Genomic DNA, 26,172 nt, shown 5'->3' on the forward strand with positions numbered 1-26,172 from the left:
GCGCTAGCGCCGCCCCCAATGCCTTCTCATTCAGCATCCTGATGCCGCACCGCGGCTCTTCGGGTTGTGGCTAGACTCCAGCCCATTCCCACTGATCAGGACCTGTTTTCCCCATGCACAACCGAATGATGATCACCGGTGCCGGTTCCGGCCTTGGCCGCGAGATTGCCCTGCGCTGGGCCCGTGACGGCTGGCGCCTGGCGCTGGCCGATGTCAACGAAGCAGGGTTGCGCGAGACGCTGGAGCAGGTGCGCGAGGCCGGTGGCGATGGCTTCATCCAGCGCTGCGACGTGCGCGACTACAGCCAGCTCACGGCCCTGGCCCAGGCCTGCGAGGAGAAGTTCGCGGGTATCGACGTGATCGTCAACAATGCCGGGGTCGCTTCGGGCGGTTTCTTCGCCGAGTTGTCGCTGGAGGACTGGGACTGGCAGATCGCGGTCAACCTGATGGGGGTGGTCAAGGGGTGCAAGGCCTTCCTGCCGCTGCTGGAACGCAGCAAGGGGCGGATCATCAACATTGCTTCCATGGCTGCGTTGATGCAGGGGCCGGGCATGAGCAACTACAACGTGGCCAAGGCCGGCGTGCTGGCGCTGTCGGAAAGCCTGCTGGTGGAACTGCGCCAGTCGGAGGTCGCGGTGCATGTGGTCTGCCCGTCGTTCTTCCAGACCAACCTGCTCGACTCGTTTCGTGGACCGGACCCGGCCATGAAGGCACAGGTCGGCAAATTGCTGGAAGGTTCGCCCATCAGTGCCGCCGACATTGCCGAGCACATTCATGGGCGGGTGGCCGCGGGCGAGTTCCTGATCCTGCCCCATGAGGCTGGGCGCCAAGCCTGGCAGCTCAAGTGCCAGGCGCCGCAACGTCTCTACGACGAGATGGCGGACATGGCCGTCAAGATGCGAGCGAAGTCACGCAGAAGCGGCAATTGAGAGGTGTTTTTGTAGGATCTATTACCGACGTAAGTAGGATCGGTCTTTTTGTCTGGTGAACGATTGAGTAGGCAAAAGGCCTGGGTGCAGTCTCCGATTTTTCCTGGAGCTGGAGGATCGGAGCATGTTGGTAATCGGACGCGAGATCGGTGAGGTGATTGTCATCGCCGATGACATCAAGATCCAGGTGATGGCGGTGGAAAATGGCCAGGTGCGCTTCGGCATCCAGGCCCCTCGCCATGTCGAGGTGCACCGGGTCGAGGTGTACAAGCGGATCAAGGCGTTGGCCCGGGACAAGCAGCAAGCCTGATGGGGTCAGTCCAGCAGTTCGCGCGGCACTTCATGCCTGGCCAGTAGCTGGCATTGCTGGCTTTCCATGTCGAACAGGATGAATGCCTGGCCCTTGGCCAACGCCTGGCGCACGCGTAGTACACGGGTTTCCAAGGGCGTGTCGTCGCCGTTGTCGGTGCCGTCGCGGGTGACGAAGTCCTCGATCAGGCGGGTCAGGGTTTCGGCTTCGAGTTGGTCGTAGGGGATCAGCATGGTCTGGGGGCAGTGGTGGGCATGGGTGCATGCTACGTGAAATCTGCGGACATGCGCAGTCACTCATTGATCCAGCGCGAGCCCTGTAGGAGCGGCTTCAGCCGCGATCACCCGCGAAGCGGGTGCCAGGCTTCGTGTCGCCTGCATCGCGGCTAAAGCCGCTCCTACAGGGGGGCAGTCAAGCTTTGTGACCCACCAGGCTGTCCACCGCCGGTACCCGTGTCTCGCTTTCCATTTGCGCATCGTGCTCCAGCTGGTGGCTGAAGCGCTCCAGCGAGGCATTGGCCGGCTGCGAGTCGCTGGCGAACACTGGCGGGCTGAGCAGATAGCCCGATAGCAGCCGGCTGAGCGCCGCCAGGCTGTCAACATGGGTGCGCTCGTAGCCGTGGGTGGCGTCGCAGCCGAAGGCTACCAGGGCGGTGCGGATATCGTGTCCCGCGGTCACCGCCGAATGGGCGTCGCTGAAGTAGTAGCGGAACAGGTCACGGCGCACGGGCAGGCCTTGATCGCCGGCAAGCTTCAGCAAATGGCGTGACAGGTGGTAGTCGTAAGGACCTGACGAATCCTGCATGGCCACGCTCACCGCATGTTCGCTGGAGGCCTGCCCCGGCGCCACCGGGGCGATGTCGATGCCGACGAACTCACTGACATCCCAGGGCAGGGCGGCCGCGGCACCGGAGCCGGTTTCTTCGGTGATGGTGAACAGCGGGTGGCAGTCGATCAGCGGCTGGCGACCACTTTCCATCACGGCCTTGAGCGCGGCCAGCAGGGCCGCCACACCGGCCTTGTCGTCCAGATGGCGGGCGCTGATATGGCCACTTTCGGTGAACTCCGGCAGCGGGTCGAACGCCACGCAGTCACCGATGGCGATACCCAGCGCCTCGCAATCGGCGCGGGTGGCGCAGTAGGCGTCCAGGCGCACTTCCACGTGGTCCCAACTGATCGGCATCTGGTCGATGGCGGTATTGAACGCGTGCCCACTGGCCATCAATGGCAGCACGCTGCCGCGAATCACGCCGGTATCGGTGAACACGCTGACCCGGCTGCCCTCGGCGAAGCGGCTCGACCAGCAGCCCACCGGGGCCAGGGCCAGGCGGCCGTTGTCCTGCATCTGGCGCACGCTGGCGCCGATGGTGTCCAGGTGCGCCGAGACGGCGCGGTCGGGCGAGCTCTGACGGCCCTTCAGGGTGGCGCGGATGGTGCCGCGGCGGGTCAGCTCGTAGGGGATGCCGAGTTCGTCCAGGCGCTCGGCCACATAGCGCACGATGGTGTCGGTGAAACCGGTGGGGCTGGGGATGGCGAGCATCTCCAGCAGGACTTTCTTCAGGTAGTCGAGGTCGGGTTCGGGGGGGCATGCGGGCATGGACTGCTCCTTGGGCTTTGTGTCGTGTTTGCTGGCCCTTTCGCCGGCAAAGCCGGCTCCTACAGGTACGGTGCCGATCATCAGGGTGGGAGCGGGTTTGCCCGCGAAGAGGCCGGCACGGGCTCATACCACTGGCCGGCTGTGGGGAAACAGCAGGTCGACGAATCGTTCGGCGGTGGGCTGTGGCTCATGATTGGCCAACCCTGCGCGCTCGTTGGCTTCGATGATCACGTAGTCCGGATGCTCGGCATCGCGAACCATGAAATCCAGCCCCACCACCGGGATCTCCAGGGCGCGGGCGGCGCGCACGGCGGCATCGGCCAGCACCGGGTGCAGGCGCGCGGTCACGTCCTCCAGGGTGCCGCCGGTGTGCAGGTTGGCGGTGCGTCGCACGGCCAGGCGCTGACCGGCCGGCAGCACATGGTGGTAGCCCAGGCCCGCGGCCTTGAGTGTGCGCTCGGTCTCGTCGTCCAGGGGGATGCGGCTTTCACCGCCCGTGGCGGCCTGGCGCCTGCGGCTTTGGGCGTCGATCAGCGCGTGCAGGTTGTGCCTGCCGTCGCCAATCACCTGCGCCGGATGGCGGATGGCAGCGGCCACCACTTCATAGCCGATCACCAGGATGCGCAAGTCGCTGCCTGGGTGAAAACTCTCCAGCAACACGCGGCTGTCGAAGCGCCGCGCCTGTTCGATGGCCTGGTCGAGTTCGTCGAGGCGGCCCAGGTTCACCGCTACCCCTTGGCCTTGTTCGCCATCCACTGGCTTGACCACCACCGCGCCATGCGCGTCGAGGAACGCCTGGTTGTCGTCGGCGGTGCCCGCCAATTGCTGCGCCGGTACTTGCAGACCGGCGGCGTGCAACACTTTGCGGGTCAGGCACTTGTCCTGGCAGAGGGTCATGGTCACGGCGCTGGTCAGGTCGCTGAGCGATTCGCGGCAGCGAATGCGCCGCCCCCCCAGGCTCAGGGTGAACAGGCCGCTGGCGGCATCGTCCACCTGCACATCGATGCCGCGGCGCAGCGCCTCGTCGACGATGATCCGGGCATAGGGGTTGAGCCCGGCTTCCGGCCCCGGCCCGAGGAACAGCGGCTGGTTGATACCGTTCTTGCGCTTGATCGCGAACGTCGGCAGGTTGCGAAAACCGAGCTTGTGGTACAAGCGCTTGGCCTGGCGATTGTCGTGCAGCACCGAGAGGTCGAGGTAGGCCAGGCCCCGGCTCAGGTAGTGTTCGACCAGGTGGCGCACCAGCACTTCACCGACGCCTGGACGCGTGCAGTGCGGGTCGACGGCCAGGCACCAAAGGCTGCAACCATGCTCGGGGTCGTCGAAGGCCTTGTGATGGTCCAGGCCCATGACACTGCCGATCACGGCGTTGCTGTCTTCATCCTCGGCCAGCCAGTACACCGGGCCGCCAAGGTGGCGTGGGGTGAGCAACTCAGGATCAACCGGCAGCATGCCGCGCGCCTGGTACAGCGTGTTGATCGCCTGCCAGTCGGCGGCGCCTTGCGCGCGGCGGATGCGGAAGCCGCGGAATACCCGTTGCGCCGGGCGGTAATCGGTGAACCACAGGCGCAGGGTGTCGGACGGGTCGAGGAACAGCTGTTGTGGCGCTTGAGCCAGCACTTGCTGGGGCGCGGCCACGTACAAGGCGATGTCGCGCTCGCCGGCCTGTTCTTCCAGCAGGGCCTCGGCAAGGCCGACCGGGTCGGGATAGGTGTGCCCGATCAGCAGCCGTCCCCAGCCACAGTGCACCGCGCGTGGCTGATCGTGGGGCTGATTGCCGTCACCGGCCAGGCGCGCCTGCAGGCGTTCGTAGGAGGGTGCCTGGCCGCGCAGCAGGCGTTGCCCGTAGGCGATTTCGTGAGCTTTCATCGATCAGATTCCTTGCTCGCTGAGCCACAGGTTCAAGGCGGCCAGCTGCCACAGCTTGGAACCGCGCAGCGGGGTGAGCTGGCCGTGCGGGTTGCTCAGCAGGCGATCAAGCATCGCCGGATTGAACAGGCCACGGTCCTGGCTGGGGTCGGTCAGCAGTTCGCGCACCCAGTCCAGCGTCGCGCCTTGCAGGTGCTTGAGGCCGGGGACTGGGAAGTAGCCTTTCTTGCGGTCGATCACTTCATGGGGGATGACCCGCCGCGCTGCCTGCTTGAGTACCTGCTTGCCACCATCGGGCAGCTTGAAGCGTGCCGGGATGCGTGCCGACAATTCGACCAGGCGGTAGTCGAGGAAGGGCGTGCGCGCCTCCAGGCCCCAGGCCATGGTCATGTTGTCCACGCGCTTGACCGGGTCGTCCACCAGCATCACCGTGCTGTCCAGGCGCAGGGCCTTGTCCAGCGCATCGGGGGCGCCTGGGCGGGCGAAGTGCTCGCGGACGAAGTCACCTGCGGCATCGCTCTCCAGCAGCCAGGGGGGCTGCACGGTCTCGCGGTATTCCTCGTGGCTACGGTCGAAGAAGGCGGCGCGGTAGGCGCCGAAGGCGTCTTCGGCGCCGTCCACCTGCGGGTACCAGTGATAGCCGGCGAACAGCTCGTCGGCGCCCTGGCCGCTCTGCACGCCCTTGCAGTGCTTCGCGACTTCCCGCGAGAGCAGGTAGAAAGCGATGCAGTCATGGCTGACCATCGGTTCGCTCATGGCGCGAAACGCTGCTGGCAACTGTTCGATGATCTCGCGTTCGTCGATGCGCAGTTGATGATGGCGGGTGCCGTAGTGGCGTGCGATCAGATCGGAGTACTGGAACTCGTCGCCGCGTTCACCGCCGGCATCCTCGAAACCGATGGAAAAGGTCGACAGGTCGTCCACCCCGGCCTCTCGCAGCAGGCCGACGAGCAGGCTGGAGTCGACGCCACCGGACAACAGCACGCCGACATCCACCGCCGCACGTTGGCGAATCGCCACGGCGTCGCGTGTGGTATCGAGCACCTGGGTGGTCCAGCCTTCGAGGTCGAGTTCGCGCTCCTCCGGGTTCGGGCCGTAGTGCAATTGCCACCAGGCCTGGCGTTCGACTTCACCGTGGCGGTCGATACGCATCCAGGTGCCGGGTTCGAGCTTTTGCACATTGGCCAGCAGGGTGCGCGGCGCGGGCACCACCGCATGGAAGTTGAGGTAGTGGTTGAGCGCCACCGGGTCGATCAGCGGGTCGATATCGCCGCCCTTGAGCAGCGCTGGCAGGGTCGAGGCGAAGCGCAGGCGTTCACCGTTGCGCGACAGGTACAGCGGCTTGACGCCGAGGCGGTCGCGGGCCAGGAACAGGCGCTGGTTGTCGCGTTCCCAGATGGCCAGGGCAAACATGCCGTTGAGCTTGGGCAGCAGCGCCGCGCCCCAGGCATGGTAGCCCTTGAGCAGCACTTCGGTGTCGCCGTCCGAGTGGAAGTGATAGCCCAGGGCCTGAAGCTCCTGACGCAGTTCGGGGAAGTTGTAGATGGCGCCGTTGAAGGCCAGCGACAGCCCCAGGGGCGTGTCGACCATGGGCTGGGCCGAGCCATCGGACAGGTCCATGATCTTCAGGCGACGGTGGCCGAGGGCAATCGGGCCCTGGCTATGGAAGCCCCAGGCGTCGGGCCCGCGGGGTGCCAGGTGGTGGGTGATGCGCTCCACGGCGGCGAGGTCCGCCGGGCGTGGGGCTTGGTTGAGGGGGGTGAAACGTAACTCTCCTGCTAATCCGCACATAGGTCCTTACCGGTTTTGCCGTTGGGGAGGTGTGCCCTTTATTCCAGGCACCTAGTGAAGGACATGGTTAGGTTGCGAGAGTTTTAGATCGATCTGTTATATAGAGTGGTGGCAGTTTGCCTGCTCTCTGTAGGAGCGGCTTTAGCCGCGATGGGGGCATCACGGTGCCTGGCACCCGCTTCGCGGGTGATCGCGGCTAAAGCCGCTCCTACAGGGGGCGTATTGGAGCGCTCAACCGGTGCGTTACTTGCCGCGAATCAAGCGGCGCAAGGCAAAGCGGTTAGGATGGCACGCCTCGGCAACGGCCCTGGGGACCGGCAACGGTTCGCCGCAGGCCCACGCCGCGATCAGCTCGCCCGACAACGGTGCCGTGATCAGCCCGCGCGATCCATGCCCGCTGTTGACATACAGCCCATCCAGCCACGGGCAGGCGATATCCGGCACCTGCCGCGCATCCTTGGCCAGCATGGCATAGGTGGTGTTGAACGCCTGGACATCCGCGACCGGCCCGACAATGGGCAGGTAGTCGGGGCTGGTGCAGCGAAACGCCGCACGCCCTTCGAGCTGTTCGGCATCAAGCTCGGCGCAACCCAGGCGCGTGGCCAGGTCGGTCGAGATATCCTCCAGCAGCCCGAGGTTGCCCTGGTGCTCCGCGGTGGTCGGTGTGAGGTCATCGTTGTGGAAGTCGAAGCTGGCCCCGAGGGTGTGCTCGTCGCCACGCGGCGGCGCGACATAGCCATCGGCGCAGACCACCGTGCGCAGCGCGCGGCTGGCTTCTGTTGCCGGCAGGCGGGTGATCTGCCCGCGGATGCGCTTGAGCGGCAGCTCGGCGCAGGCCGGGAAGCGCCGGACATCGGCGGCACCGGCCAGCACCACCAGCGGCGCGCTGGCCAGCAGGCGCTCGCCATCCCAGGCCTGCCACTGGCCATCGACCTTGCGCAGTTCGATCACCTCGTGGTGGTTGAGCAGGCGAACATTCGGATGCCCGAGCTGCGCCTGGCACAAGGCCGGTGGATGCACCCAGCCGCCTTCGGGATAGAACAGGCCGCCACTGGCCAGGGCGATGCCGGCCACGGCCTCGGCCTGGTCGTGTTCCAGCCGCTGTAGCAGGCTTTCGTCGAACGCAGCGGCCAGCTTGGCTTGGCGTGCGGCTTCCTGATCGTCGAAGGCCAGTTGCAGTACGCCGCAGGCGTCCCAGTCCTGGCCGCGCTGCAGGTGTTCGAGCCAGCGGCGGGTGTAGCCGAAGCCTGAGAGGATCATCTGCGAGAGGGTGGTGCCGTGGGCGGAAAGCTTGAGGTACAGCACGCCCTGTGGATTGCCCGAGGCCTCCTGGGCCGGGCCGGCATGGCGCTCCAGCACGCTGACCTGCCAGCCGCGCTCGGCCAGGCTCCTGGCCGTGGCGCTGCCGGCCAGGCCGGCACCGATCACCAGCGCTTCGCGTGGGCCGGGCAAATCGGTCGGGCGTGCGTACCAAGGCGCGGCTGGCGCAGCTGCGGCGCCCGTGTATACACCGTGCATCACTTCCCATTTCTTGCCGATGCCCGGCACCTTCTTCATGGTGAAGCCGGCTTCGATCAGCGAGCGGCGCACCCAGCCGGTGGTGGTGAAGGTGCCCAGCGTGGTCCCGGGCCGCGACAGGCGAGCCAGCTGGGTGAACAGCTCGGGCGTCCACATGTCGGGGTTCTTGGCCGGGGCGAAGCCGTCGAGGAACCAGGCGTCGATGCGAGCGTCGAGCTGCGGCAACTGCTCCAGCGCATCGCCGATCATCAGGTTCAGGGTGACCTGGCCACCGTCGAGGCTGAACTGCTGGAAGCCTGGGTGGATCGCCACGTACTGTTCAAGCAGAGGCTGGGTGAACGCCGCCAGCTCTGGCCAAAGCTGCATGGCGCGGGCGAGGTCGTCGCGGCTCAGCGGGTACTTCTCGACACTGACGAAGTGCAGGCGTGCCCCGGCCGGGGCCAGTTCGGCGAACAGTTGCCAGGCGCAGAAGAAATTCATGCCGGTGCCAAAGCCCGTCTCGCCGATCACCAGGCAGTCGTGCGGTTTCAGTTCAGCGAAGCGCTGGCGCAGCTGGTTCTGCTCGATGAACACGTGCAGGGTCTCGTCGATGCCTTCATTGATGGCGAAATAGACATCGTCGTATTGCCGCGAGTGGGGGCGGCCCTGGTCGTCCCAGTCGATCTGGGCATGCTGAAGAAGGGTGGACATGGTTGGCTCGGTTGCAGCGGACGGGCGGATTTTATGCCATCCGTGGCATTTGCGCAGGTTGTACCTGCCCATCCATGGCCGGCGTGCCTCTTGTAGGAGCCGGCTTGCCGGCGAAAGGGCCGGTACAGGCGAAGTACATTTCCGCTAGTCTTGCTTATCCAATGAGGGAGCCATCCATGTTCGAATCCGCGGAAATCGGCCACAGCATCGACAAGGAAACGTATGAAGCAGAAGTCCCCGCCCTGCGCGAGGCGCTGCTCGAAGCTCAGTACGAACTCAAGCAACAGTCGCGGTTTCCGGTGATCGTGCTGATCAACGGCATCGAGGGCGCCGGCAAGGGCGAGACGGTCAAGCTGCTCAACGAATGGATGGACCCGCGGCTGATCGAGGTGCGCACCTTCGACCAGCAGACCGATGAAGAGCTGGCACGTCCACCGGCCTGGCGCTACTGGCGAGCGCTGCCACCGAAAGGGCGCATGGGCGTGTTCTTCGGCAACTGGTACAGCCAGATGCTCGAAGGCCGCGTGCACGGACAGTTCAAGGACGCCGTGCTCGACCAGGCCATCGCCGGTGCCGAGCGCCTGGAGCAGATGCTCTGCGACGAGGGCGCGCTGATCATCAAGTTCTGGTTCCACCTGTCGAAGAAGCAGATGAAGGCGCGGCTCAAGGCGCTGAAGGAAGACCCGCTGCACAACTGGCGCATCAGCCCGCTGGACTGGCAGCAATCGGAAACCTACGACCGTTTCGTGCGCTTCGGCGAGCGCGTGCTGCGCCGCACCAGTCGCGACTATGCGCCTTGGCACGTGATCGAGGGCGCCGACCCGTATTACCGCAGCCTGGCGGTGGGGCGCATCCTGCTGGAGAGTTTGCAGGCGGCACTGGGCAACAAGCCGCTCAAGCACCAGGGCAACGTCGCCCCGCTGGGGCGCAGCATCGACCAGAAGAGTCTGCTCGGTGCGCTTGACCTGAGCAAGCGGCTGGACAAGCGCGACTACGAGGAACAGTTGGTCACCGAGCAGGCGCGCCTGGCGGGCCTTTTGCGCAACAAACACATGCGCCGGCATGCGCTGGTGGCGGTGTTCGAAGGCAACGACGCGGCCGGAAAGGGCGGGGCCATCCGTCGCGTGGCGGCGGCGCTGGACCCACGCCAGTACCGCATCGTGCCGATTGCCGCGCCCACCGAGGAGGAGCGTGCCCAACCATACCTCTGGCGGTTCTGGCGGCACATTCCGGCGCGCGGCAAGTTCACCGTCTTCGACCGCTCCTGGTATGGCCGGGTGCTGGTGGAGCGAGTCGAAGGTTTCTGCAGCCCGGCCGACTGGATGCGCGCCTACGGCGAGATCAACGATTTCGAGGAACAGTTGCGCAATGCCGGCGTGGTGGTGGTCAAGTTCTGGTTGGCCATCGACCAGCAGACCCAACTCGAGCGGTTCGAGGAGCGCGAGCAGATCCCGTTCAAGCGCTACAAGATCACCGAGGAAGACTGGCGCAACCGTGACAAGTGGGATGTGTACGCGGAGGCGGTGGGGGACATGGTCGACCGCACCAGCACCGAGATCGCGCCGTGGACCCTGGTGGAGGCCAACGACAAGCGCTGGGCGCGGGTGAAGGTGCTGCGCACGATCAACGAGGCCCTGGAAGCGGCGTTCGCCAAGAAGTAGGAGCGGCCTTGTGCCGCGAAAGGGCCGCATAGCGGCCCTCTGGGCTACTCGGTTTACACATGGACGGGGCCGCTGTGCGGCCCTTTCGCGGCGCAAGGCTGCTCCTACAAGACGGTGTCAGCCTGGCTGGGGCAATCAGGCATGCGCCCAGGGAATGACCTGATGAAAACTTTTCCCGCCACTCCCACCCCGTCAAGCCTTTAGACTGCACCTTCCCTCACCACGGGCCTGATCGAGAACACCATGCATATTTCTTCCGGCCGCTGGGCCTATGGCCTGTCGCTGGCCCTGTTGACCGCCTTTCTCTGGGGCATCCTGCCGATCAAGCTCAAGCAGGTGCTGCAGGTGATGGACCCGGTGACGGTCACCTGGTACCGCCTGAGCGTTTCGGGAGGTCTGTTGTTCGCCTGGCTGGCGGCCAATCGACGGCTACCGTCGTTCAGGCACCTAGGCCTCAAGGGCAAGGCGCTGGTGGCGGTCGCGGTGGGTGGCCTGGTGGGCAACTATGTGCTGTACCTGGTCGGGCTCAACCTGCTCAGCCCCGGCACGGCGCAACTGGTGGTGCAGCTCGGGCCGGTACTGTTGCTGGTGGCCAGCGTGTTCGTGTTCAAGGAGCGCTTCAGCCTCGGGCAGGGCCTGGGGTTGCTGGTGTTGCTGGCAGGCTTCGGGTTGTTCTTCAACCAGCGCCTTGAAGAGTTGCTCACGTCGCTGGGCACCTACACCACCGGTGTATTGACCATCATCCTCGCCACCAGCATCTGGGTGTTCTACGCCTTGAGCCAGAAGCAATTGTTGACGGTGTGGAACTCGCAGCAAGTGATGATGGTGATCTACCTGTGCTGCGCGCTGCTGCTCACGCCCTGGGTGCACCCACTGGAGGCGCTGCAACTGAGCCCGGTGCAGGGCTGGCTGTTGTTGGCCTGCTGCCTCAACACCCTGGTGGCCTATGGTGCGTTCGCCGAGGCGTTGGCGCATTGGGAGGCCTCACGGGTGAGCGCCACGCTGGCGCTGACGCCGCTGGTGACCTTTGTTGCCGTGGCATCGGCGGCCTGGGTGTGGCCGGAGCATGTGCAGGCCGAGGATATCAATGGCCTGGGCTATGTCGGCGCGGTGACGGTGGTGCTGGGTTCGGCGCTGGTGGCCTTGGGGCCATCGCTGGTGGCGGGGTGGAAGGCGAGGAGGGCAGAAGTGTTGCGTTGATCGGTTCGCCGGCAAGCCGGCTCCTACGGATGCGATTCTCTGTAGGAGCCGGCTTGCCGGCGAACCAGCAGATCAGCCCTTGCCCCCCGGCGCCAGCATGTTCTCCGGCCGCACCCACTGGTCGAACTGCTCATTGGTCAGGTACTTCAGCTCCAACGCTGCCTCCCGCAGGGTCTTGCCCTCGCTGTAGGCTTTCTTGGCGATTTCCGCCGCCTTGTCGTAACCGATGTGTGGGTTCAGCGCCGTCACCAGCATCAGCCCACGCTCCAGGTGCGCCGCCATCTGCCCGGCATCCGGTTCGATCCCGGCCACGCAATGTTGCTGGAAGTTGTGGCAGCCATCGGCCAGCAGCTCGATCGACTGCAACAGGTTGTGGATGATCACTGGCTTGAACACGTTCAGTTGCAGGTGCCCCTGGCTGGCGGCAAAGCCGATCGCCGCGTCGTTGCCCAGCACCTGGCAGGCCAGCATCGACAGCGCCTCGCACTGGGTCGGGTTGACCTTGCCGGGCATGATCGAGCTGCCGGGCTCGTTGGCCGGCAGGCGTACTTCGGCAAGCCCCGCGCGCGGGCCCGAACCCAGCAGGCGCAAGTCGTTGGCAATCTTCATCAACGCCACGGCCAAGGTTTTCAGCGCGCCCGCCAGGCTGGTCAATGGCTCGTGGCCCGCGAGGGCGGCGAATTTGTTCGGCGCGGTCACGAACGGCAGGCCGGACAGGGCGGCCAGTTCGGCGGCGATGGCTTCGGCGAAACCGTGTGGGGCATTGAGCCCGGTGCCCACGGCGGTGCCGCCCTGGGCCAGCTCGCAGACCGCCGGCAACGTTGCGCGGATGGCGCGCTGGGCGTAGTCGAGCTGGGCGACGAACGCCGAGACTTCCTGGCCGAAGGTGATGGGGGTGGCGTCCATCATGTGCGTGCGGCCGGTCTTCACCAGTTTTTCGTGGCGCTCCGACAACTCCGCCAACCCCGAGGCGAGTTCGCCGATCGCTGGCAGCAGCTTCGCGTGTACCGCCTGGGCCGCGGCGATGTGCATGGCGGTTGGGAAGCAGTCGTTTGAGCTCTGCGAGCGGTTGACGTGGTCGTTGGGGTGGACCGGTACCTTGCCGCCTCGGCCTTTGCCGGCCAGTTCGTTGGCGCGCCCGGCGATCACTTCGTTGACGTTCATGTTGCTCTGGGTGCCGCTGCCGGTCTGCCAGACCACCAGCGGGAACTGGTCGTCGTGTTCGCCATCCAGCACTTCATCGGCAGCCTGTTCGATCAGCCGGGCGATGTCGGCGGGCAGGTCGCCGTTGCGATCGTTGACCCGCGCCGCCGCTTTCTTGATCAGCGCCAGGGCATGCAGCACCGCGAGCGGCATGCGTTCCTTGCCGATGGCGAAGTTGATCAGCGAACGCTGGGTCTGCGCACCCCAGTAGGCCTCCTCCGGAACTTCGACCGGGCCCAGGCTGTCTGTCTCGATACGGCTCATGCTGCGCTCACTCCTTTGTAGTCCGAAATCGCAGTTTAGGCCCTGATTCGACAGCGCGGTTCCATCGCTCGTCGTGCCACTTGAGCACTTCGCCACCACGGCGCAGAATGCTCTACTCTGAGGTACTCGCCTCTCTTTCTTGAAGGAAATGCAATGACCCGTCTTCGTGTCCTCTGTGCCGCCGTTGCCCTGGTCTGCGCCAGCGGCCAGGTACTCGCTGCAACCCCCAGCCACAATGCTGCCGCCGAGAAATTCCTGACCCTGGCCAATGCCGACAAGCTGGGCACCCCGGTGTACATGCAGGTCCAGCAGATGTTCGCCCAGCGCTTCGAGCAAACCAAGGCGCCAGCCTCCAAGAAAGCCGTCCTCGACAGCTACCAGGCCAAGGCCAACGCCGCCCTGGACAACGCCATCGGCTGGAAGAAACTCAAGCCGAAGATGGTCGACCTGTACACCGCCACCTTCACCGAAGGCGAGCTGAACGACCTGGTCAAATTCTACGAGTCGCCGCTGGGCAAGAAAGTCCTGCGCGAAATGCCTAAAGTCACCCAGCAATCGGCCCAGCTGACCCAGCAAAGCCTGGAGCCTGCCGTGCCGGTGGTGAACAAGCTGCTCGACGACATGACCAAGGAACTCGACCCGAACGCCGGCAAGGCACCGGCGAAGAAGTGAGCCTGACGCGATGAGCATGCAGCAACGCATCGAACAGCAGCTGGCGCCGCTGGGCACGCAACACCTTGAAGTGCACAACGAGAGCCATATGCACAGCCGTGGCCAGGAAACGCACTACAAGGCGGTGCTGGTCAGCGAGCAGTTCGCCGGGCTGAACAGCGTCAAGCGCCACCAGAAGGTCTACGCCACCATGGGTGAGCTGATGGGCGAGATCCACGCCCTGGCCATCCACACCTACACGCCCGAAGAATGGGCGGCGGTCGGCGTGGCGCCGGCCTCGCCGGTGTGCGCCGGCGGCGGGCACTGAATCCTTTCCGTCCTTCTGGTACAATCCGCGTCATTCCCTTGGGGGCCGCCGCGCGGCCCATCGCCGGCAAGCCAGCTTCTACAACACCTGTAGGAGCCGGCTTGCCGGCGATGGGCTGCGCAGCAGCCCCCTTGCTTTTGTCAAACCCGGTCCGCCCCTTACGAGGGCAACCACCTGGAGATGCACATCCATGTCCCAACCGATCGTCGTGGCGGCGCTGTACAAGTTCGTCACCCTGGAAGACTACGTCGAACTGCGCGACCCCCTGCTCAAGGCCATGACCGACAACGGTGTCAAAGGCACCTTGCTGCTGGCCAACGAAGGCATCAACGGCACCGTGTCGGCCACCCGCGAAGGCATCGACGCGCTGCTCGCCTGGCTGCGCAACGACCCGCGCCTGGTGGATGTCGACCATAAAGAGTCGTACTGCGACGAGCAGCCGTTCTACCGCACCAAGGTCAAGCTCAAGAAAGAGATCGTCACCTTGGGCGTGCCGGGCGTGGACCCGAACAAGGCGGTGGGTACTTATGTCGACCCGAAAGACTGGAACGCCCTGATCAGCGACCCGGAAGTGCTGTTGATCGACACCCGCAACGACTACGAAGTGGCCATCGGCACCTTCAAGGGCGCCATCGACCCGAAGACCGAAACCTTCCGCGAGTTCCCCGACTACATCAAGGCCAACTTCGACCCGAGCAAGCACAAGAAGGTGGCCATGTTCTGCACCGGCGGCATCCGCTGTGAGAAAGCGTCCAGCTACATGCTCGGTGAGGGCTTCGAAGCCGTCTATCATCTCAAAGGCGGCATCCTGAAATACTTCGAGGAAGTAGCCCAGGAAGAAAGCCTCTGGGACGGCGACTGCTTCGTCTTCGACAACCGGGTCACCGTGCGTCACGACCTGAGCGAGGGCGAGTACGACCAGTGCCATGCCTGCCGCCACCCGATCGATGTGAAGGACCGGGAGTCGGAGCACTATTCGCCAGGCGTGAGCTGCCCGCATTGCTGGGACACCCTGAGCGAGAAGACCCGGCGCAGCGCCATCGACCGCCAGAAGCAGATCGAACTGGCCAAGGCGCGCAACCAGCCGCACCCGATCGGCTACAACTACAAAGCCGAGGCTTGATGCATGTCCGCACGCCTGCTCTATGTGATGGACCCGATGTGCTCCTGGTGCTGGGGCTTCGCCCCGGTGGCCGAGGCGCTGATCGCCCTGGCCCGCGAGGCCGGGGTCGACACCCGGCTGGTGCCGGGCGGCCTGCGTAGCGGCGGCAGCGCCCTGGACACCTCGACCCGCAAGTACATCCTCGAGCATTGGCAGGCCGTGCATGATGCCACCGGGCAGCCGTTCCGCTTCGAAGGCGCGATGCCCGACGGTTTCGTCTATGACACCGAACCTGCGTGCCGCGCCCTGGTCGCGGCGCGCGAGCTGGATGGCCAGCGGGCCTGGCGCTTGCTCAAGCTGATCCAGCGTTCGTTCTACGAGCAGGGTGTGGACGTCACCCGCGCCCCGCAACTGGTGGACCTGGCCGAGCAGGCCGGATACGACCGTGAGCCGTTCGCGCAACGTTTTGCCAGCCATGACACCCGGGCCGCCACCAGCGCCGATTTTGCCTGGGTGCAGGACCTGGGTATCGCCGGTTTCCCCACGCTGCTCGCCGAGCGCAATGGTCAACTGGCACTGCTGACCAACGGCTACCAGCCGCTGGAAAGCCTGCAGCCCTTGCTCGGCCGTTGGCTGCAGCAGGCCGCTTGTGCTTGATCTGCCAGGGTCGCCAGACCCTGTGCCAGGGAAGCCCGCCGCTGTGCCCGATCGCCTGAGCTGGGCGGAAATCCGCCGCCTGGCCCTGCAACACAAGAAAGCCCTGTGGACCGCCAACCTGGTGGCTGTGCTCGCCGCCCTGTGCAGCGTGCCGATCCCATTGCTGCTGCCGCTGCTGGTGGACGAGGTACTGCTGGGGCATGGCGACGCCGCGCTGAAGTGGATGAACCATTTGCTGCCTGCCGGCTGGCAGGTTGCGGCTGGCTACATCGGCCTGATGCTCTGCGCCACCCTGTGCCTGCGCCTGGCCGCGCTGGCGTTCAACGTGGTCCAGGCCAAGCTGTTCGCCGGTCTGGCCAAGGATATCGTCTATCGCCTGCGTATCCGTCTGATCGAACGGCTCAAGCGCATTTCGCTCAAGGAATACGAAAGCCTGGGCAGCGGCACGGTGACCACCCACCTGGTCACCGACCTGGATACCTTGGACAAGTTCGTCGGCGAGACCCTGAGCCGCTTCCTGGTGGCGGTGATGACACTGACCGGTACTGCCGCGATCCTGATCTGGATGCACTGGCAGCTGGCATTGCTGATCTTGCTGTTCAATCCACTGGTGATCTTTTTCACCGTGCAGCTGGGCAAGCGCGTCAAGCACTTGAAAAAGCTGGAAAACGACAGCACTGCGCGCTTCACCCAGGCGCTGAGCGAAACACTGGACGCCATTCAGGAAATCCGCGCCGGTAATCGCCAGGGGTATTTCCTCGGCCGTTTGGGCCTGCGCGCCCGCGAGGTGCGTGACTATGCCGTGGCTTCGCAATGGAAGAGCGATGCCAGTGGCCGCGCCAGTGGTCTGCTGTTCCAGTTCGGCATCGACATCTTCCGCGCCGCCGCCATGCTCACCGTGCTGTTCTCCGACCTGTCCATCGGCCAGATGCTGGCGGTGTTCAGCTACTTGTGGTTCATGATCGGCCCGGTGGAGCAGCTGTTGAACCTGCAGTACGCCTACTACGCGGCAGGTGGTGCGCTGAGCCGGCTCAATGAGCTGCTGGCGCGTGCCGACGAACCGCAGTATCCGGCGGCCAGCGATCCGTTCGCCGGGCGCGAGACGGTGGGGCTTGAAGTGCGCGACCTGCGTTTTGCCTACGCCGATGAACCGGTACTCGACCAGCTCAACCTGTCCATTGCCCCGGGCGAGAAGGTGGCCATCGTCGGGGCCAGTGGCGGTGGCAAGAGCACCCTGGTGCAGTTGCTGCTGGGGTTGTACAGCGCCCAGGCCGGAACCATTCGCTTCGGTGGCGCCAGCCTGCAGGAGATCGGCCTGGAGACGTTGCGCGAGAACGTCGCGGTGGTGCTGCAGCACCCGTCGCTGTTCAACGACAGCGTGCGCGCCAACCTGACCATGGGCCGCGACTGCAGTGACGAAGCCTGCTGGCAGGCGCTGCGCATCGCCCAGCTGGACGCCACTATCGCCGCCTTGCCCCAGGGGCTGGACAGCGTGGTCGGGCGTTCCGGGGTGCGCTTGTCCGGAGGCCAGCGCCAGCGATTGGCGATTGCCCGCATGGTGCTGGCCGAGCCCAAGGTGGTCATCCTCGACGAAGCCACCTCGGCACTGGACGCGGCCACCGAGTACAACCTGCACCAGGCCCTGGCGCGTTTCCTCAGCGGCCGCACCACCCTGATCATCGCTCACCGCCTGTCGGCGGTGAAGCAGGCTGACCGGGTGCTGGTGTTCGACGGCGGGCATGTGGCCGAGGATGGCGGTCACCAGCAGTTGATCGCCGAGGGTGGGCTGTACGCCAAGCTGTACGGGCATTTGCAGCAGACTTGAGAGACTGTGCGGGCTTCGCCAGCAAGGCTGGCTCCTACAGGGCGGCAGCGCGGCCCCTGTAGGAGCGGATTCATCCGCGAAAGCGCCCCATCAGGCACCGACAATACCGCAGAGTTGATACTTTCGACGGTCATCCCGCTCCCACAGGCATGGCAAATGGCCTACGCTGTGCTTGTCTAGGTCGATTCGTGCCTTATCTGCCGCAGTGACAGGGACCACATGAAGGGAAATCGGACGCTCGAGGCACCAAGGCTGCTGGGTATCATCTGGCCTTTCGTCGCCGTTGTGGTCTTCCAGGTGCTGCTGGGCAGCCTGAGCCTCTATGCATTGTCCGCCATGCGCGCCTATGTGGCGGGCGAGAGCCTGTGGTCCAAGGCGCAGAAAGATGCCATCTACTATCTGAGCCTCTACGCCGAAGACCGTGACCCGCGGACGTTCGAACGCTACCAGCGAGCCATCCTCGTACCCAAAGGTGACCATGACCTGCGCCTGGCCCTGGATCGCCCCGAGCCGGATCTTGAGGCCGCACGCACGGGTATCCTGCAGGGGGGCAACCACCCCGACGACGTTGCCCGGATCATCTGGTTCTACCGCAATTTCCGCCATATCAGCTACATGGAAACCGCCATTGACCTGTGGGATATCGGTGACGACTACCTGCGCCAGCTCGATGTGCTGGCCGTGCAGATGCGCGACGGCTTCAACGCCGGTGGCGTCGAGGCGCGGCAGGTGCTGGACTGGAAGGCGCATATCGTTGCCATCAACGATGGCGTGACGCCTGCCGCCAGGGCATTCAGCGATGCGCTGGGCGAAGGCTCGCGGGTACTGCTCAAGGTGCTCATGCTCACCAACCTCGCCACGGCGCTGTTCCTGATCGCCATGGCCTGGCGGCGCTCGAGCAAGTTGCTGGCCCAGCGCCAAGCCTTCGCCATCGCCTTGCAGGAGGAGAAGGAGCGGGCGCAGATCACCCTGGAGTCGATCGGTGACGCGGTGATCACCGCCGATGTCCACGGCTGCATCGCCTACATGAACCCCGCTGCCGAGCAGTTGACCCACTGGCAGGCCGCCCAGGCCCAGGGGTTGCCGCTGGCGGCGCTGTTCAGCCTGCTCGACGAAAGCGCCGAAAGCGACAGTCGCACCCTGGTCGAGCAGGTGCTCAGTGGCAGCCTCAAGGGCGGGGCCGAGCATGCCCGGCTGATCCAGCGCCTGGACGGCAGCACCGTGTCGGTCAACCTGGTGGGGTCGCCCATCCTCACCGAGGGGCAGGTCAGTGGCATCGTCGTGGTGCTGCACGACATGACCCAGGAGCGCCAGTACATCGCCAACCTGTCCTGGCAGGCCACCCATGACGCACTCACCGGCCTGGCCAACCGACGCGAGTTCGAGTATCGCCTGGAACAGGCGCTCAATGCCCTGGCGCGTCAGGCCGGGCGTCATTCGCTGATGTTCCTCGACCTCGATCAGTTCAAGCTGGTCAATGACACCTGCGGGCATGCCGCGGGCGATGAGTTGCTACGGCATATCTGTGCGGTGCTGCAATCCGGCCTGCGCGAGGGTGATACGCTGGCCCGGCTGGGCGGTGACGAGTTCGGCGTGCTGCTGGAGAACTGCCCGCCGGATCAGGCCGAACGCATCGCCGAGCACCTGCGCCAAGCGGTGCAAAGCCTGCATTTCGTCTGGAAGGGGCGGCCCTTCGTCACCACGGTCAGCATTGGCCTGGTGCACATTGCCCAGCCGCCCGGCACCCTGGAAGCCTCGCTGCGCGCCGCCGACATGGCCTGCTACATGGCCAAGGAGAAAGGCCGCAACCGGGTCCAGGTGTACCATGCCGACGACAGCGAGCTGTCCATGCGTTTCGGCGAGATGGCCTGGATCCAGCGTCTGCACGTGGCCCTGGAAGAAAACCGCTTCTGCCTCTATGCCCAGGAAATCGCGCCCCTGCGCCCGCAGGAGGGGGCCGGGCATCTTGAGATCCTGCTGCGCCTGCACGACGAGAACGGCCGTACCATCCTGCCGGACAGCTTCATACCCGCCGCCGAACGCTATGGCCTGATGACTGCTCTTGATCGTTGGGTGGTGCGCAGCGTGTTCCAGGTGGTGCGCCAGTGCCTGGACGAAGGCCGTGAGGGGCCGCTGGCGATGTGCGCGATCAACCTGTCGGGGTCGAGCATCGGCGATGACAAGTTCCTCGACTACCTGCAGCGGCTGTTCGAGGAGTTTTCCATTCCGCCTTGGTTAATTTGTTTTGAAATTACCGAAACCAGCGCGATCGCCAATCTGGGCAGTGCGATTCGATTCATCAATGAATTGAAGGCACTGGGCTGCAAGTTCTCCCTGGATGACTTCTGTGCCGGAATGTCGTCATTCGCCTATTTGAAGCATTTGCCTGTAGACTTCCTGAAGATCGACGGAAGTTTCGTCAAGGACATGCTCGATGACCCGATCAACCGGGCGATGGTCGAAGTGATCAATCACATCGGCCACGTCATGGGCAAGCGGACCATCGCCGAGTTCGTCGAGACCCCGTTGATCGAGCAGGCGTTGCAGGAGATCGGCGTGGATTACGCCCAGGGCTACCTCATCGAACGCCCGCAGGTCTTCACCTGCGACAGCCTGCAGCGCCAACGGATTGCCGCGAGGCCCCTCCTGCACCGGGCGCCGGGGACCTTTCGCTGAACTTTGCCCGGTCATCACAGGGAATCAAGGAGCTGACAGTGATTGACTCGTTCGTAAGGATCGGACCATTGATGGATCCGGCCAGTTATCCGGATTGGGCCCAGCAACTGATCGAGGATTGCCGCGAAAGCAAGCGCCGAGTAGTCGAGCACGAGTTCTATCAGCGCCTGCGCGATGGCCAGCTGCGGCCGGCCACCATCCGCCAGTACCTGATAGGTGGCTGGCCGGTGGTCGAACAGTTCTCGTTGTACATGGCCCACAACCTCACCAAGACCCGTTACGCCCGCCACCCCGGAGAAGACATGGCGCGGCGCTGGCTGATGCGCAACATCCGCGTCGAACTCAACCACGCCGACTACTGGGTGCACTGGTGCCAGGCCCATGGCATTCACCTGCACGAGTTGCAGGCGCAGGAAGTGCCGCCGGAGCTCAACGGGCTGAACGACTGGTGCTGGCGGGTGTGCGCCACCGAGTCGCTGGCCATCTCGATGGCGGCCACCAATTACGCCATCGAAGGTGCCACGGGCGAATGGTCGGCGGTGGTCTGCTCGACCGACACCTACGCCCAGGGCTTCCCCGAGGAAACCCGCAAGCGCGCGATGAAGTGGTTGAAGATGCACGCCCAATACGACGATGCCCATCCGTGGGAAGCGTTGGAGATCATCTGCACCCTGGCTGGCGAGAACCCCACGCTGGGGCTGCGCACCGAACTGCGCAGGTCGATCTGCAAGAGCTACGACTGCATGTTCCTGTTCCTGGAGCGTTGCATGCAGCTGGAAGGGCGTCAGCAGGGGCGGGTGCGCCCGGCGCTGGCGGCAGGCTGAAAAAATTCGCCGGCAAGCCGGCTCCTACATGGTCGATCCCGTAGGAGCCGGCTTTCCGGCGAACAGAGCCTTACTGCGCGTTCAGCGCCTGCCCGTTCACGTCCTTGCTGTCCGGCCCCATCAGGTACAGGTACACCGGCATGATCTCTTCAGGCAGCGGGTTGTTCTGCGGGTTCTCGCTCGGGTAGGCCTGGGCCCGCATCGCCGTGCGCGTGGCGCCTGGGTTGATGCTGTTGGCGCGTACCGGCGCGACACCTTCGAGTTCATCGGCGAGCGTCTGCATCAGCCCTTCGGTGGCGAACTTCGATACGCCATAGGCGCCCCAGTAGGCCCGCCCCTTGCGCCCGACGCTGCTGGAGGTGAACACCACCGAGGCGTCCTCCGACAGCTTGAGCAGCGGCAGCAGGGTGCTGGTGAGCATGAAGGTGGCGTTGACGTTGATGTGCATCACGCGCATGAAATTGTCGCCGGACAACTGCTCCAGCGGTGTGCGCGGGCCGATGATCGACGCGTTGTTGAGCAAGCCGTCGAGGCGCCCGAACTGCTCCTCGATCATCACCGCCAGTTCGTCGTACTGGTGGGGCAGGGCGGTTTCCAGGTTGAATGGAATGACCACCGGCTGTGGGTGGCCGGCGGCTTCTATCTGGTCGTACACCTCGTTGAGGTTGGCCTCGGTCTTGCCCAGCAGCAGCACGGTGGCGCCCAATGCTGCATAGGCTTTCGCGGCGGCGGCGCCGATGCCACGGCCGGCGCCGGTGACCAGGATGATCCGGCCCTTGAGCAGGTCGGGGCGGGCGGTGTAGTCAAACATCGGTCTGTCCTTAAATCGTTTGCGATCAATGGGGGCTGCCATGCAGCCCATCGCGACACAAGGCCGCTCCCACAGGCGACAGGTGACCCTTGTGGGAGCGGCCTTGTGTCGCGATGGAGGGCGTAGCCCTCCCTGGTGCGCGAAATCGGATCAGCAGCCGCACAGCGCGCTGTCGATCACCTTGCGCAGTTCCAGCGGGTGGTCCACCACCACGTCGGCGCCCCAGTTGTTGGGGTTGTCCTCTGGATGAATATAGCCATAGCGCACGGCCGCGGTGCGGGTGCCGGCGTCGCGGCCGGACTCGATGTCGCGCAGGTCGTCACCGACGAACAGTACGCTGGCCGGGTCGAGGTCGAGGGTCTTGCAGGCCAGGATCAACGGCTCGGGGTCGGGCTTGCTGTTCTTCACGTGGTCCGGGCAGATCAGCAGTGCCGAGCGCTCGGCCAGGCCCAGCCGTTGCATGATCGGCTCGGCGAAGCGCACCGGCTTGTTGGTGACCACGCCCCACAGCAGGTTGCCTTTCTCGATGTCGGCCAGCAGTTCCGGCATGCCGTCGAACAGCTTGCTGTGCACCGCGCAATCGCGCTGGTATCGCTCGAGGAACTCCAGGCGCAACGCTTCGAAGCCTTCCGCGTCCGGGTCCATGGCGAAGGTCGCGGCGACCATGGCCCGGGCACCACCGGAAATCACGTCGCGGATGCGTGCGTCGTCGATGGTCGGCAGGCCGCGGTCGGTGAGCATTGCCTGGCAGATGGCGATGAAGTCCGGCGCCGTGTCCAGCAGGGTGCCGTCCATGTCGAAGAGTACTGCTCGCAGGCGCATGCTCATTCCTCGCGCAGGGTCTGGATCATGTAGTTGACGTCGACGTCGTTGCTCAGCTTGTAGTGCTTGGTCAGCGGGTTGTACGTGAGGCCGATGATGTCCTTCACTTCCAGCCCGGCGACGCGGCTCCAGGCGCCCAGCTCGGAAGGGCGGATGAATTTCTTGAAGTCATGGGTGCCGCGCGGCAGCATCTTGAGGATGTATTCGGCGCCGATGATGGCTAGCAGGTAGGCTTTTGGGTTGCGGTTGATGGTCGAGAAGAACACCTGGCCGCCCGGCTTGACCATGCGGTAGCAGGCGCGGATCACAGACGATGGATCGGGCACGTGCTCGAGCATCTCCAGGCAGGTGACCACGTCGAACTGCTCGGGCATCTCCTCGGCCAGGGCTTCGGCGGTGATCTGCCGGTACTCGACGTCCACGCCGGACTCCAGCTGGTGCAGCTGGGCTACCGCCAGCGGCGCCTCGCCCATGTCGATGCCGGTGACGGTGGCGCCGCGCTGGGCCATCGCCTCGCTGAGGATGCCGCCGCCGCAACCGACGTCCAGGACTTTCTTGCCTGCCAGGCTCACGCGCTCGTCAATCCAGTTGACCCGCAGCGGGTTGATGTCGTGCAGGGGCTTGAACTCGCTCTCGCGGTCCCACCAGCGATGGGCCAGGGCCTCGAACTTGGCGATTTCGGCGTGGTCGACGTTGCTCATGTGAACAGTCCTCTGAAACTTCGATGAAAGTGCTACAGGCCGGCAGCCGTGGCTGCCGGCCGGCTATTCGTTGCGCCCGCCGATGCGGGCTCCCCAGGCGCGGGCGGTACTGGCCAGCGCGGCTTCGTCCATCTGCGTCAGGCAGCGATCCTGAACCAGGGCGTGGCCGGCGACCCAGACGTCTTTCACGCAGTCGCGGCCGGTGGCGTAGATCAGTTGCGAGACCGGATCGTGCACCGGTTGCTGCTGCAGGCCGGAGAGGTCGAAGGCGACCAGGTCGGCGGCCTTGCCCACTTCCAGCGAGCCGGTAATCGCTTCCAGCCCCAGTGCCCGGGCGCCATTGAGCGTGGCCATGCGCAGGGCGCGATGGGCGTCCAGGGCCGTGGCCGAGCCTGCGACCGCCTTGGCCAGCAGGGCGGCGGTACGGGTCTCGCCGAGCAGGTCGAGGTCGTTGTTGCTGGCGGCGCCATCGGTACCGACCGCTACATTCACGCCAGCCTGCCACAGGCGCTCCACCGGGCAGAAGCCACTGGCCAGCTTGAGGTTGGATTCGGGGCAGTGGACCACGCTGGTGTTGCTTTCTACCAGCAGCGCCAGATCTTCGTCGCTGACCTGGGTCATGTGCACCGCTTGCAGATTGGGGCCGAGCAGGCCCAGGCGGGCGAGGCGGGCCAGCGGGCGCTCGCCGTTACCCTTGAGGGCCTGCTCGATTTCGCCAGCGGTCTCGTGGATATGCATGTGCACGGGCGCGTCGAGCTGGTCGGCGATGATGCGGATCTTCTCCAGGTTCGCGTCGCTGACGGTATAGGGGGCGTGCGGGCCAAGGGCGACGGTGATGCGCGGGTGGTGGCGCAGGTCGCCGAACAGCTCGATGGCCAGGTGCAGGCCTTCTTCCGGCGTGCGGGCGCCGGGAATGGGGAAGTCCAGCAGGGGGACGGCGATCTGCGCGCGGATGCCACTGCGGTGCACGCGGTCGCAGGCTTCGCGAGGGAAGAAGTACATGTCGGCGAAACAGGTGATACCGCCCTTGAGCTGTTCAGCAATGGCAAGGTCGGTGCCGTCGCGCACGAAGGCTTCATCGACCCAGCGCCCTTCGGCCGGCCAGATGTGCTCCTCGAGCCAGGTCATCAGCGGCAGGTCGTCGGCCAGCCCCCGGAACAGCGACATGGCGGCATGGCCGTGGGCGTTGACCAGGCCGGGGGTGAGCAGGCAATCGGGGAGTTCCCGCACCTGATTCGCCAAGGGCGCGCGCTCGCGCGGGCCGAGCCAGGCGATCTGGCCATCGCGGATGCCCAGCGCATGATTTTCCAGCACCACGCCAGCCGGCTCCACGGGTACCAGCCAGCGTGGCGCCAGCAACAGGTCTAGAGGGGGCATGGAGGAGGGCATGCGCGGTATATACCAGGGTCGGTTCGGTTAAACGCGCAGTATACCCGAGCGGCCGCGGCTGAGGGTCGCTATAATCGCCGCCTTTTGATGCCAGGGCGACGGGGAGAGGCGATGCGCGAGCAACTGATGGCGGCGGAGACGGTGACGGGCATCGAATGGCACGATGGCGCGCTGCACCTGCTCGACCAGCGCCTGCTGCCGCTGGAACAGTGCTGGCTGACCTGCACCGATGTGGCGCAGGTGGCCGAGGCGATCAGCGAAATGGTGGTGCGCGGCGCCCCGGCAATCGGCATTAGCGCCGCCTACGGGCTGGTACTGGCGCTGCGTCAGCGCCTGGCTGAAGGCGAGGGGTGGGAGGAGTCCCTGGAAGAGGACTTCCTGATGCTGGGCGAGGCGCGCCCCACGCCGGCCAACCTGTTCTGGGCGCTCAACCGCATGCGTGAGCGCTTGCAGCGCCTGCGCCCGGGCGATGATGTGCTGGCAGTCATGGAGGCCGAGGCGATCGCCATTCATGAAAGTGACCGTGAGGCCAACCTGACCATGGCCCAGTTTGGGGTCGAGCAGATCCGCAAGCACCAAGGCAGCGAACAGGCCCTGCTCACCCATGGCAACGCCGGGGCCCTGGCCACCGGTGGCTTCGGCACTGCCTTGGGGGTGATTCGCGCCGCCACGCTGGAGGGGATGGTCGAGCAGGTTTATGTCTGTGAATCCCGTCCGTGGCTGCAAGGGTCACGTCTCACTGCCTGGGAGTTGGCCGCCGACGGCGTGCCGGTGACCGTGGTTGCCGACGCGGCGGCAGGGCATCTGATGAAGACCAAGGGCATCAGCTGGGTGGTGGTCGGCGCCGACTGCATTGCCGCCAACGGTGACGTCGCGGCGAAGATCGGCACCTACCAGATAGCGGTGGCGGCCATGCATCACGGGCTGCGCTTCATGGTGGTGGCGCCCAGCAGCAGCATCGACCTGAACCTGGCCACGGGCGAGGATATTCCGCTGGAAACGCGAGGCGTGGAAGAGCTGCTGGAAGTGGCTGGCATTCAGGTGACGGCCGACGTCGAGGTATACAACCCGGTGGTCGATGTCACGCCGGCCGATCTGATCGACGTGATCGTCACCGAAAAGGGTGTGGTCGAGCGCCCGGATGCGGCGAAAATAGCCCAGCTGATGTGTCGCAAACGCCTCCATTGAGGCGTTTTTCAATTCATTCGGATGGTGGTGCACGGCAACCTGCCACATCTCCCATGCGTCCAGCGTTTGTGATACCATCCGGCAGTTTCCAAGGCCGTTCTTTGCAGCGGCCTTCATTGCGCAGATCCATGGCACAACTCATTGATTTGTCGTATGTCGTCGCTTCC

22 protein-coding genes are annotated in these 26,172 nt (G+C 65.2%); 12 read left to right on the forward strand and 10 right to left on the reverse strand.

The window, feature by feature from the left end:
- Window positions 1-113 precede the first annotated feature (113 nt).
- Together PSEEN_RS06795 and csrA are read left to right on the forward strand one after the other, a co-directional pair.
- Entirely contained in the window at window positions 114-929 is an 816-nt protein-coding gene (locus PSEEN_RS06795; RefSeq protein WP_011532749.1) for an SDR family oxidoreductase, read from the forward strand.
- A gap of 124 nt (window positions 930-1,053) precedes the next feature.
- Window positions 1,054-1,239 carry a carbon storage regulator CsrA gene (gene csrA, locus PSEEN_RS06800; protein ID WP_011532750.1) on the forward strand — a complete coding sequence of 62 codons (186 nt, stop codon included), beginning with the start codon at window positions 1,054-1,056 and terminating at the stop codon, window positions 1,237-1,239.
- A gap of 5 nt (window positions 1,240-1,244) precedes the next feature.
- Here the strand turns inward: csrA and PSEEN_RS06805 are convergent, their stop codons facing one another.
- From PSEEN_RS06805 to mnmC, 5 genes are all read right to left on the reverse strand, one after another.
- The gene (locus PSEEN_RS06805) at window positions 1,245-1,472 is read right to left on the reverse strand and encodes a YheU family protein (protein WP_011532751.1); all 228 of its coding nucleotides are present in this window, start codon (window positions 1,470-1,472) and stop codon (window positions 1,245-1,247) included.
- A gap of 178 nt (window positions 1,473-1,650) precedes the next feature.
- Entirely contained in the window at window positions 1,651-2,835 is a 1,185-nt protein-coding gene (locus PSEEN_RS06810) for an osmoprotectant NAGGN system M42 family peptidase (RefSeq protein ID WP_011532752.1), read from the reverse strand.
- A 123-nt stretch (window positions 2,836-2,958) separates the two neighbouring features.
- Entirely contained in the window at window positions 2,959-4,704 is a 1,746-nt protein-coding gene (gene ngg, locus PSEEN_RS06815; protein WP_011532753.1) for an N-acetylglutaminylglutamine synthetase, read from the reverse strand.
- Window positions 4,705-4,707: 3 nt separating this feature from the next.
- Window positions 4,708-6,495, reverse strand: a complete 1,788-nt coding sequence (locus PSEEN_RS06820) for an N-acetylglutaminylglutamine amidotransferase (RefSeq protein WP_011532754.1) — start codon at window positions 6,493-6,495, stop codon at window positions 4,708-4,710.
- 243 nt (window positions 6,496-6,738) lie between these two features.
- Window positions 6,739-8,703, reverse strand: a complete 1,965-nt coding sequence (gene mnmC / locus PSEEN_RS06825; RefSeq protein WP_011532755.1) for a bifunctional tRNA (5-methylaminomethyl-2-thiouridine)(34)-methyltransferase MnmC2/FAD-dependent 5-carboxymethylaminomethyl-2-thiouridine(34) oxidoreductase MnmC1 — start codon at window positions 8,701-8,703, stop codon at window positions 6,739-6,741.
- 176 nt (window positions 8,704-8,879) lie between these two features.
- Between mnmC and pap the strand changes: the two genes are divergently transcribed.
- Together pap and PSEEN_RS06835 are read left to right on the forward strand one after the other, a co-directional pair.
- Window positions 8,880-10,364 (forward strand): polyphosphate:AMP phosphotransferase, encoded by a 1,485-nt coding sequence (pap, locus tag PSEEN_RS06830; protein WP_011532756.1) that lies wholly within the window; start codon window positions 8,880-8,882, stop codon window positions 10,362-10,364.
- 243 nt (window positions 10,365-10,607) lie between these two features.
- Complete coding sequence (locus PSEEN_RS06835) at window positions 10,608-11,564, forward strand: DMT family transporter (RefSeq protein ID WP_011532757.1); 957 nt, start codon at window positions 10,608-10,610, stop codon at window positions 11,562-11,564.
- A gap of 72 nt (window positions 11,565-11,636) precedes the next feature.
- Here PSEEN_RS06835 and PSEEN_RS06840 read toward each other — a convergent pair whose 3' ends face one another.
- Complete coding sequence (locus tag PSEEN_RS06840; RefSeq protein ID WP_011532758.1) at window positions 11,637-13,031, reverse strand: class II fumarate hydratase; 1,395 nt, start codon at window positions 13,029-13,031, stop codon at window positions 11,637-11,639.
- A 153-nt stretch (window positions 13,032-13,184) separates the two neighbouring features.
- Here PSEEN_RS06840 and PSEEN_RS06845 point away from each other — a divergent pair, with 153 nt between their 5' ends.
- From PSEEN_RS06845 to PSEEN_RS06875, 7 genes are all read left to right on the forward strand, one after another.
- The gene (locus tag PSEEN_RS06845; RefSeq protein ID WP_011532759.1) at window positions 13,185-13,703 is read left to right on the forward strand and encodes a DUF2059 domain-containing protein; all 519 of its coding nucleotides are present in this window, start codon (window positions 13,185-13,187) and stop codon (window positions 13,701-13,703) included.
- A gap of 10 nt (window positions 13,704-13,713) precedes the next feature.
- Complete coding sequence (locus PSEEN_RS06850; protein ID WP_011532760.1) at window positions 13,714-14,010, forward strand: BolA family protein; 297 nt, start codon at window positions 13,714-13,716, stop codon at window positions 14,008-14,010.
- 190 nt (window positions 14,011-14,200) lie between these two features.
- Complete coding sequence (gene trhO, locus PSEEN_RS06855; RefSeq protein WP_011532761.1) at window positions 14,201-15,133, forward strand: oxygen-dependent tRNA uridine(34) hydroxylase TrhO; 933 nt, start codon at window positions 14,201-14,203, stop codon at window positions 15,131-15,133.
- A 3-nt stretch (window positions 15,134-15,136) separates the two neighbouring features.
- Window positions 15,137-15,769 carry a DsbA family protein gene (locus PSEEN_RS06860; RefSeq protein WP_011532762.1) on the forward strand — a complete coding sequence of 211 codons (633 nt, stop codon included), beginning with the start codon at window positions 15,137-15,139 and terminating at the stop codon, window positions 15,767-15,769.
- Complete coding sequence (locus PSEEN_RS06865; RefSeq protein WP_011532763.1) at window positions 15,762-17,594, forward strand: ABC transporter ATP-binding protein; 1,833 nt, start codon at window positions 15,762-15,764, stop codon at window positions 17,592-17,594. Before PSEEN_RS06860 ends, PSEEN_RS06865 begins: the two co-directional genes overlap by 8 nt.
- 219 nt (window positions 17,595-17,813) lie before the next feature.
- A complete protein-coding gene (locus tag PSEEN_RS06870) occupies window positions 17,814-20,270 on the forward strand; it encodes an EAL domain-containing protein (RefSeq protein ID WP_011532764.1) in 2,457 nt (818 codons plus the stop codon).
- 38 nt (window positions 20,271-20,308) lie between these two features.
- On the forward strand, window positions 20,309-21,094 hold the full coding sequence (locus PSEEN_RS06875) for an iron-containing redox enzyme family protein (RefSeq protein WP_011532765.1): 786 nt from the start codon (window positions 20,309-20,311) through the stop codon (window positions 21,092-21,094).
- A 70-nt stretch (window positions 21,095-21,164) separates the two neighbouring features.
- Here the strand turns inward: PSEEN_RS06875 and PSEEN_RS06880 are convergent, their stop codons facing one another.
- From PSEEN_RS06880 to PSEEN_RS06895, 4 genes are all read right to left on the reverse strand, one after another.
- Window positions 21,165-21,905 (reverse strand): YciK family oxidoreductase, encoded by a 741-nt coding sequence (locus tag PSEEN_RS06880; protein ID WP_011532766.1) that lies wholly within the window; start codon window positions 21,903-21,905, stop codon window positions 21,165-21,167.
- Between the two features lie 150 nt (window positions 21,906-22,055).
- On the reverse strand, window positions 22,056-22,727 hold the full coding sequence (gene mupP, locus PSEEN_RS06885) for an N-acetylmuramic acid 6-phosphate phosphatase MupP (protein WP_011532767.1): 672 nt from the start codon (window positions 22,725-22,727) through the stop codon (window positions 22,056-22,058).
- 2 nt (window positions 22,728-22,729) lie between these two features.
- On the reverse strand, window positions 22,730-23,428 hold the full coding sequence (gene ubiG, locus PSEEN_RS06890; protein WP_011532768.1) for a bifunctional 2-polyprenyl-6-hydroxyphenol methylase/3-demethylubiquinol 3-O-methyltransferase UbiG: 699 nt from the start codon (window positions 23,426-23,428) through the stop codon (window positions 22,730-22,732).
- A 63-nt stretch (window positions 23,429-23,491) separates the two neighbouring features.
- Window positions 23,492-24,817 carry a TRZ/ATZ family hydrolase gene (locus tag PSEEN_RS06895; RefSeq protein ID WP_044487826.1) on the reverse strand — a complete coding sequence of 442 codons (1,326 nt, stop codon included), beginning with the start codon at window positions 24,815-24,817 and terminating at the stop codon, window positions 23,492-23,494.
- A 111-nt stretch (window positions 24,818-24,928) separates the two neighbouring features.
- Here PSEEN_RS06895 and mtnA point away from each other — a divergent pair, with 111 nt between their 5' ends.
- Window positions 24,929-26,005: an S-methyl-5-thioribose-1-phosphate isomerase gene (mtnA, locus tag PSEEN_RS06900; RefSeq protein ID WP_011532770.1), complete on the forward strand. Its 1,077-nt coding sequence runs from the start codon at window positions 24,929-24,931 to the stop codon at window positions 26,003-26,005.
- The last annotated feature ends 167 nt before the right edge of the window (window positions 26,006-26,172 follow it).

The sequence above is a fragment of the Pseudomonas entomophila L48 genome, assembly GCF_000026105.1.
Taxonomy (GTDB): Bacteria; Pseudomonadota; Gammaproteobacteria; order Pseudomonadales; family Pseudomonadaceae; genus Aquipseudomonas; species Aquipseudomonas entomophila.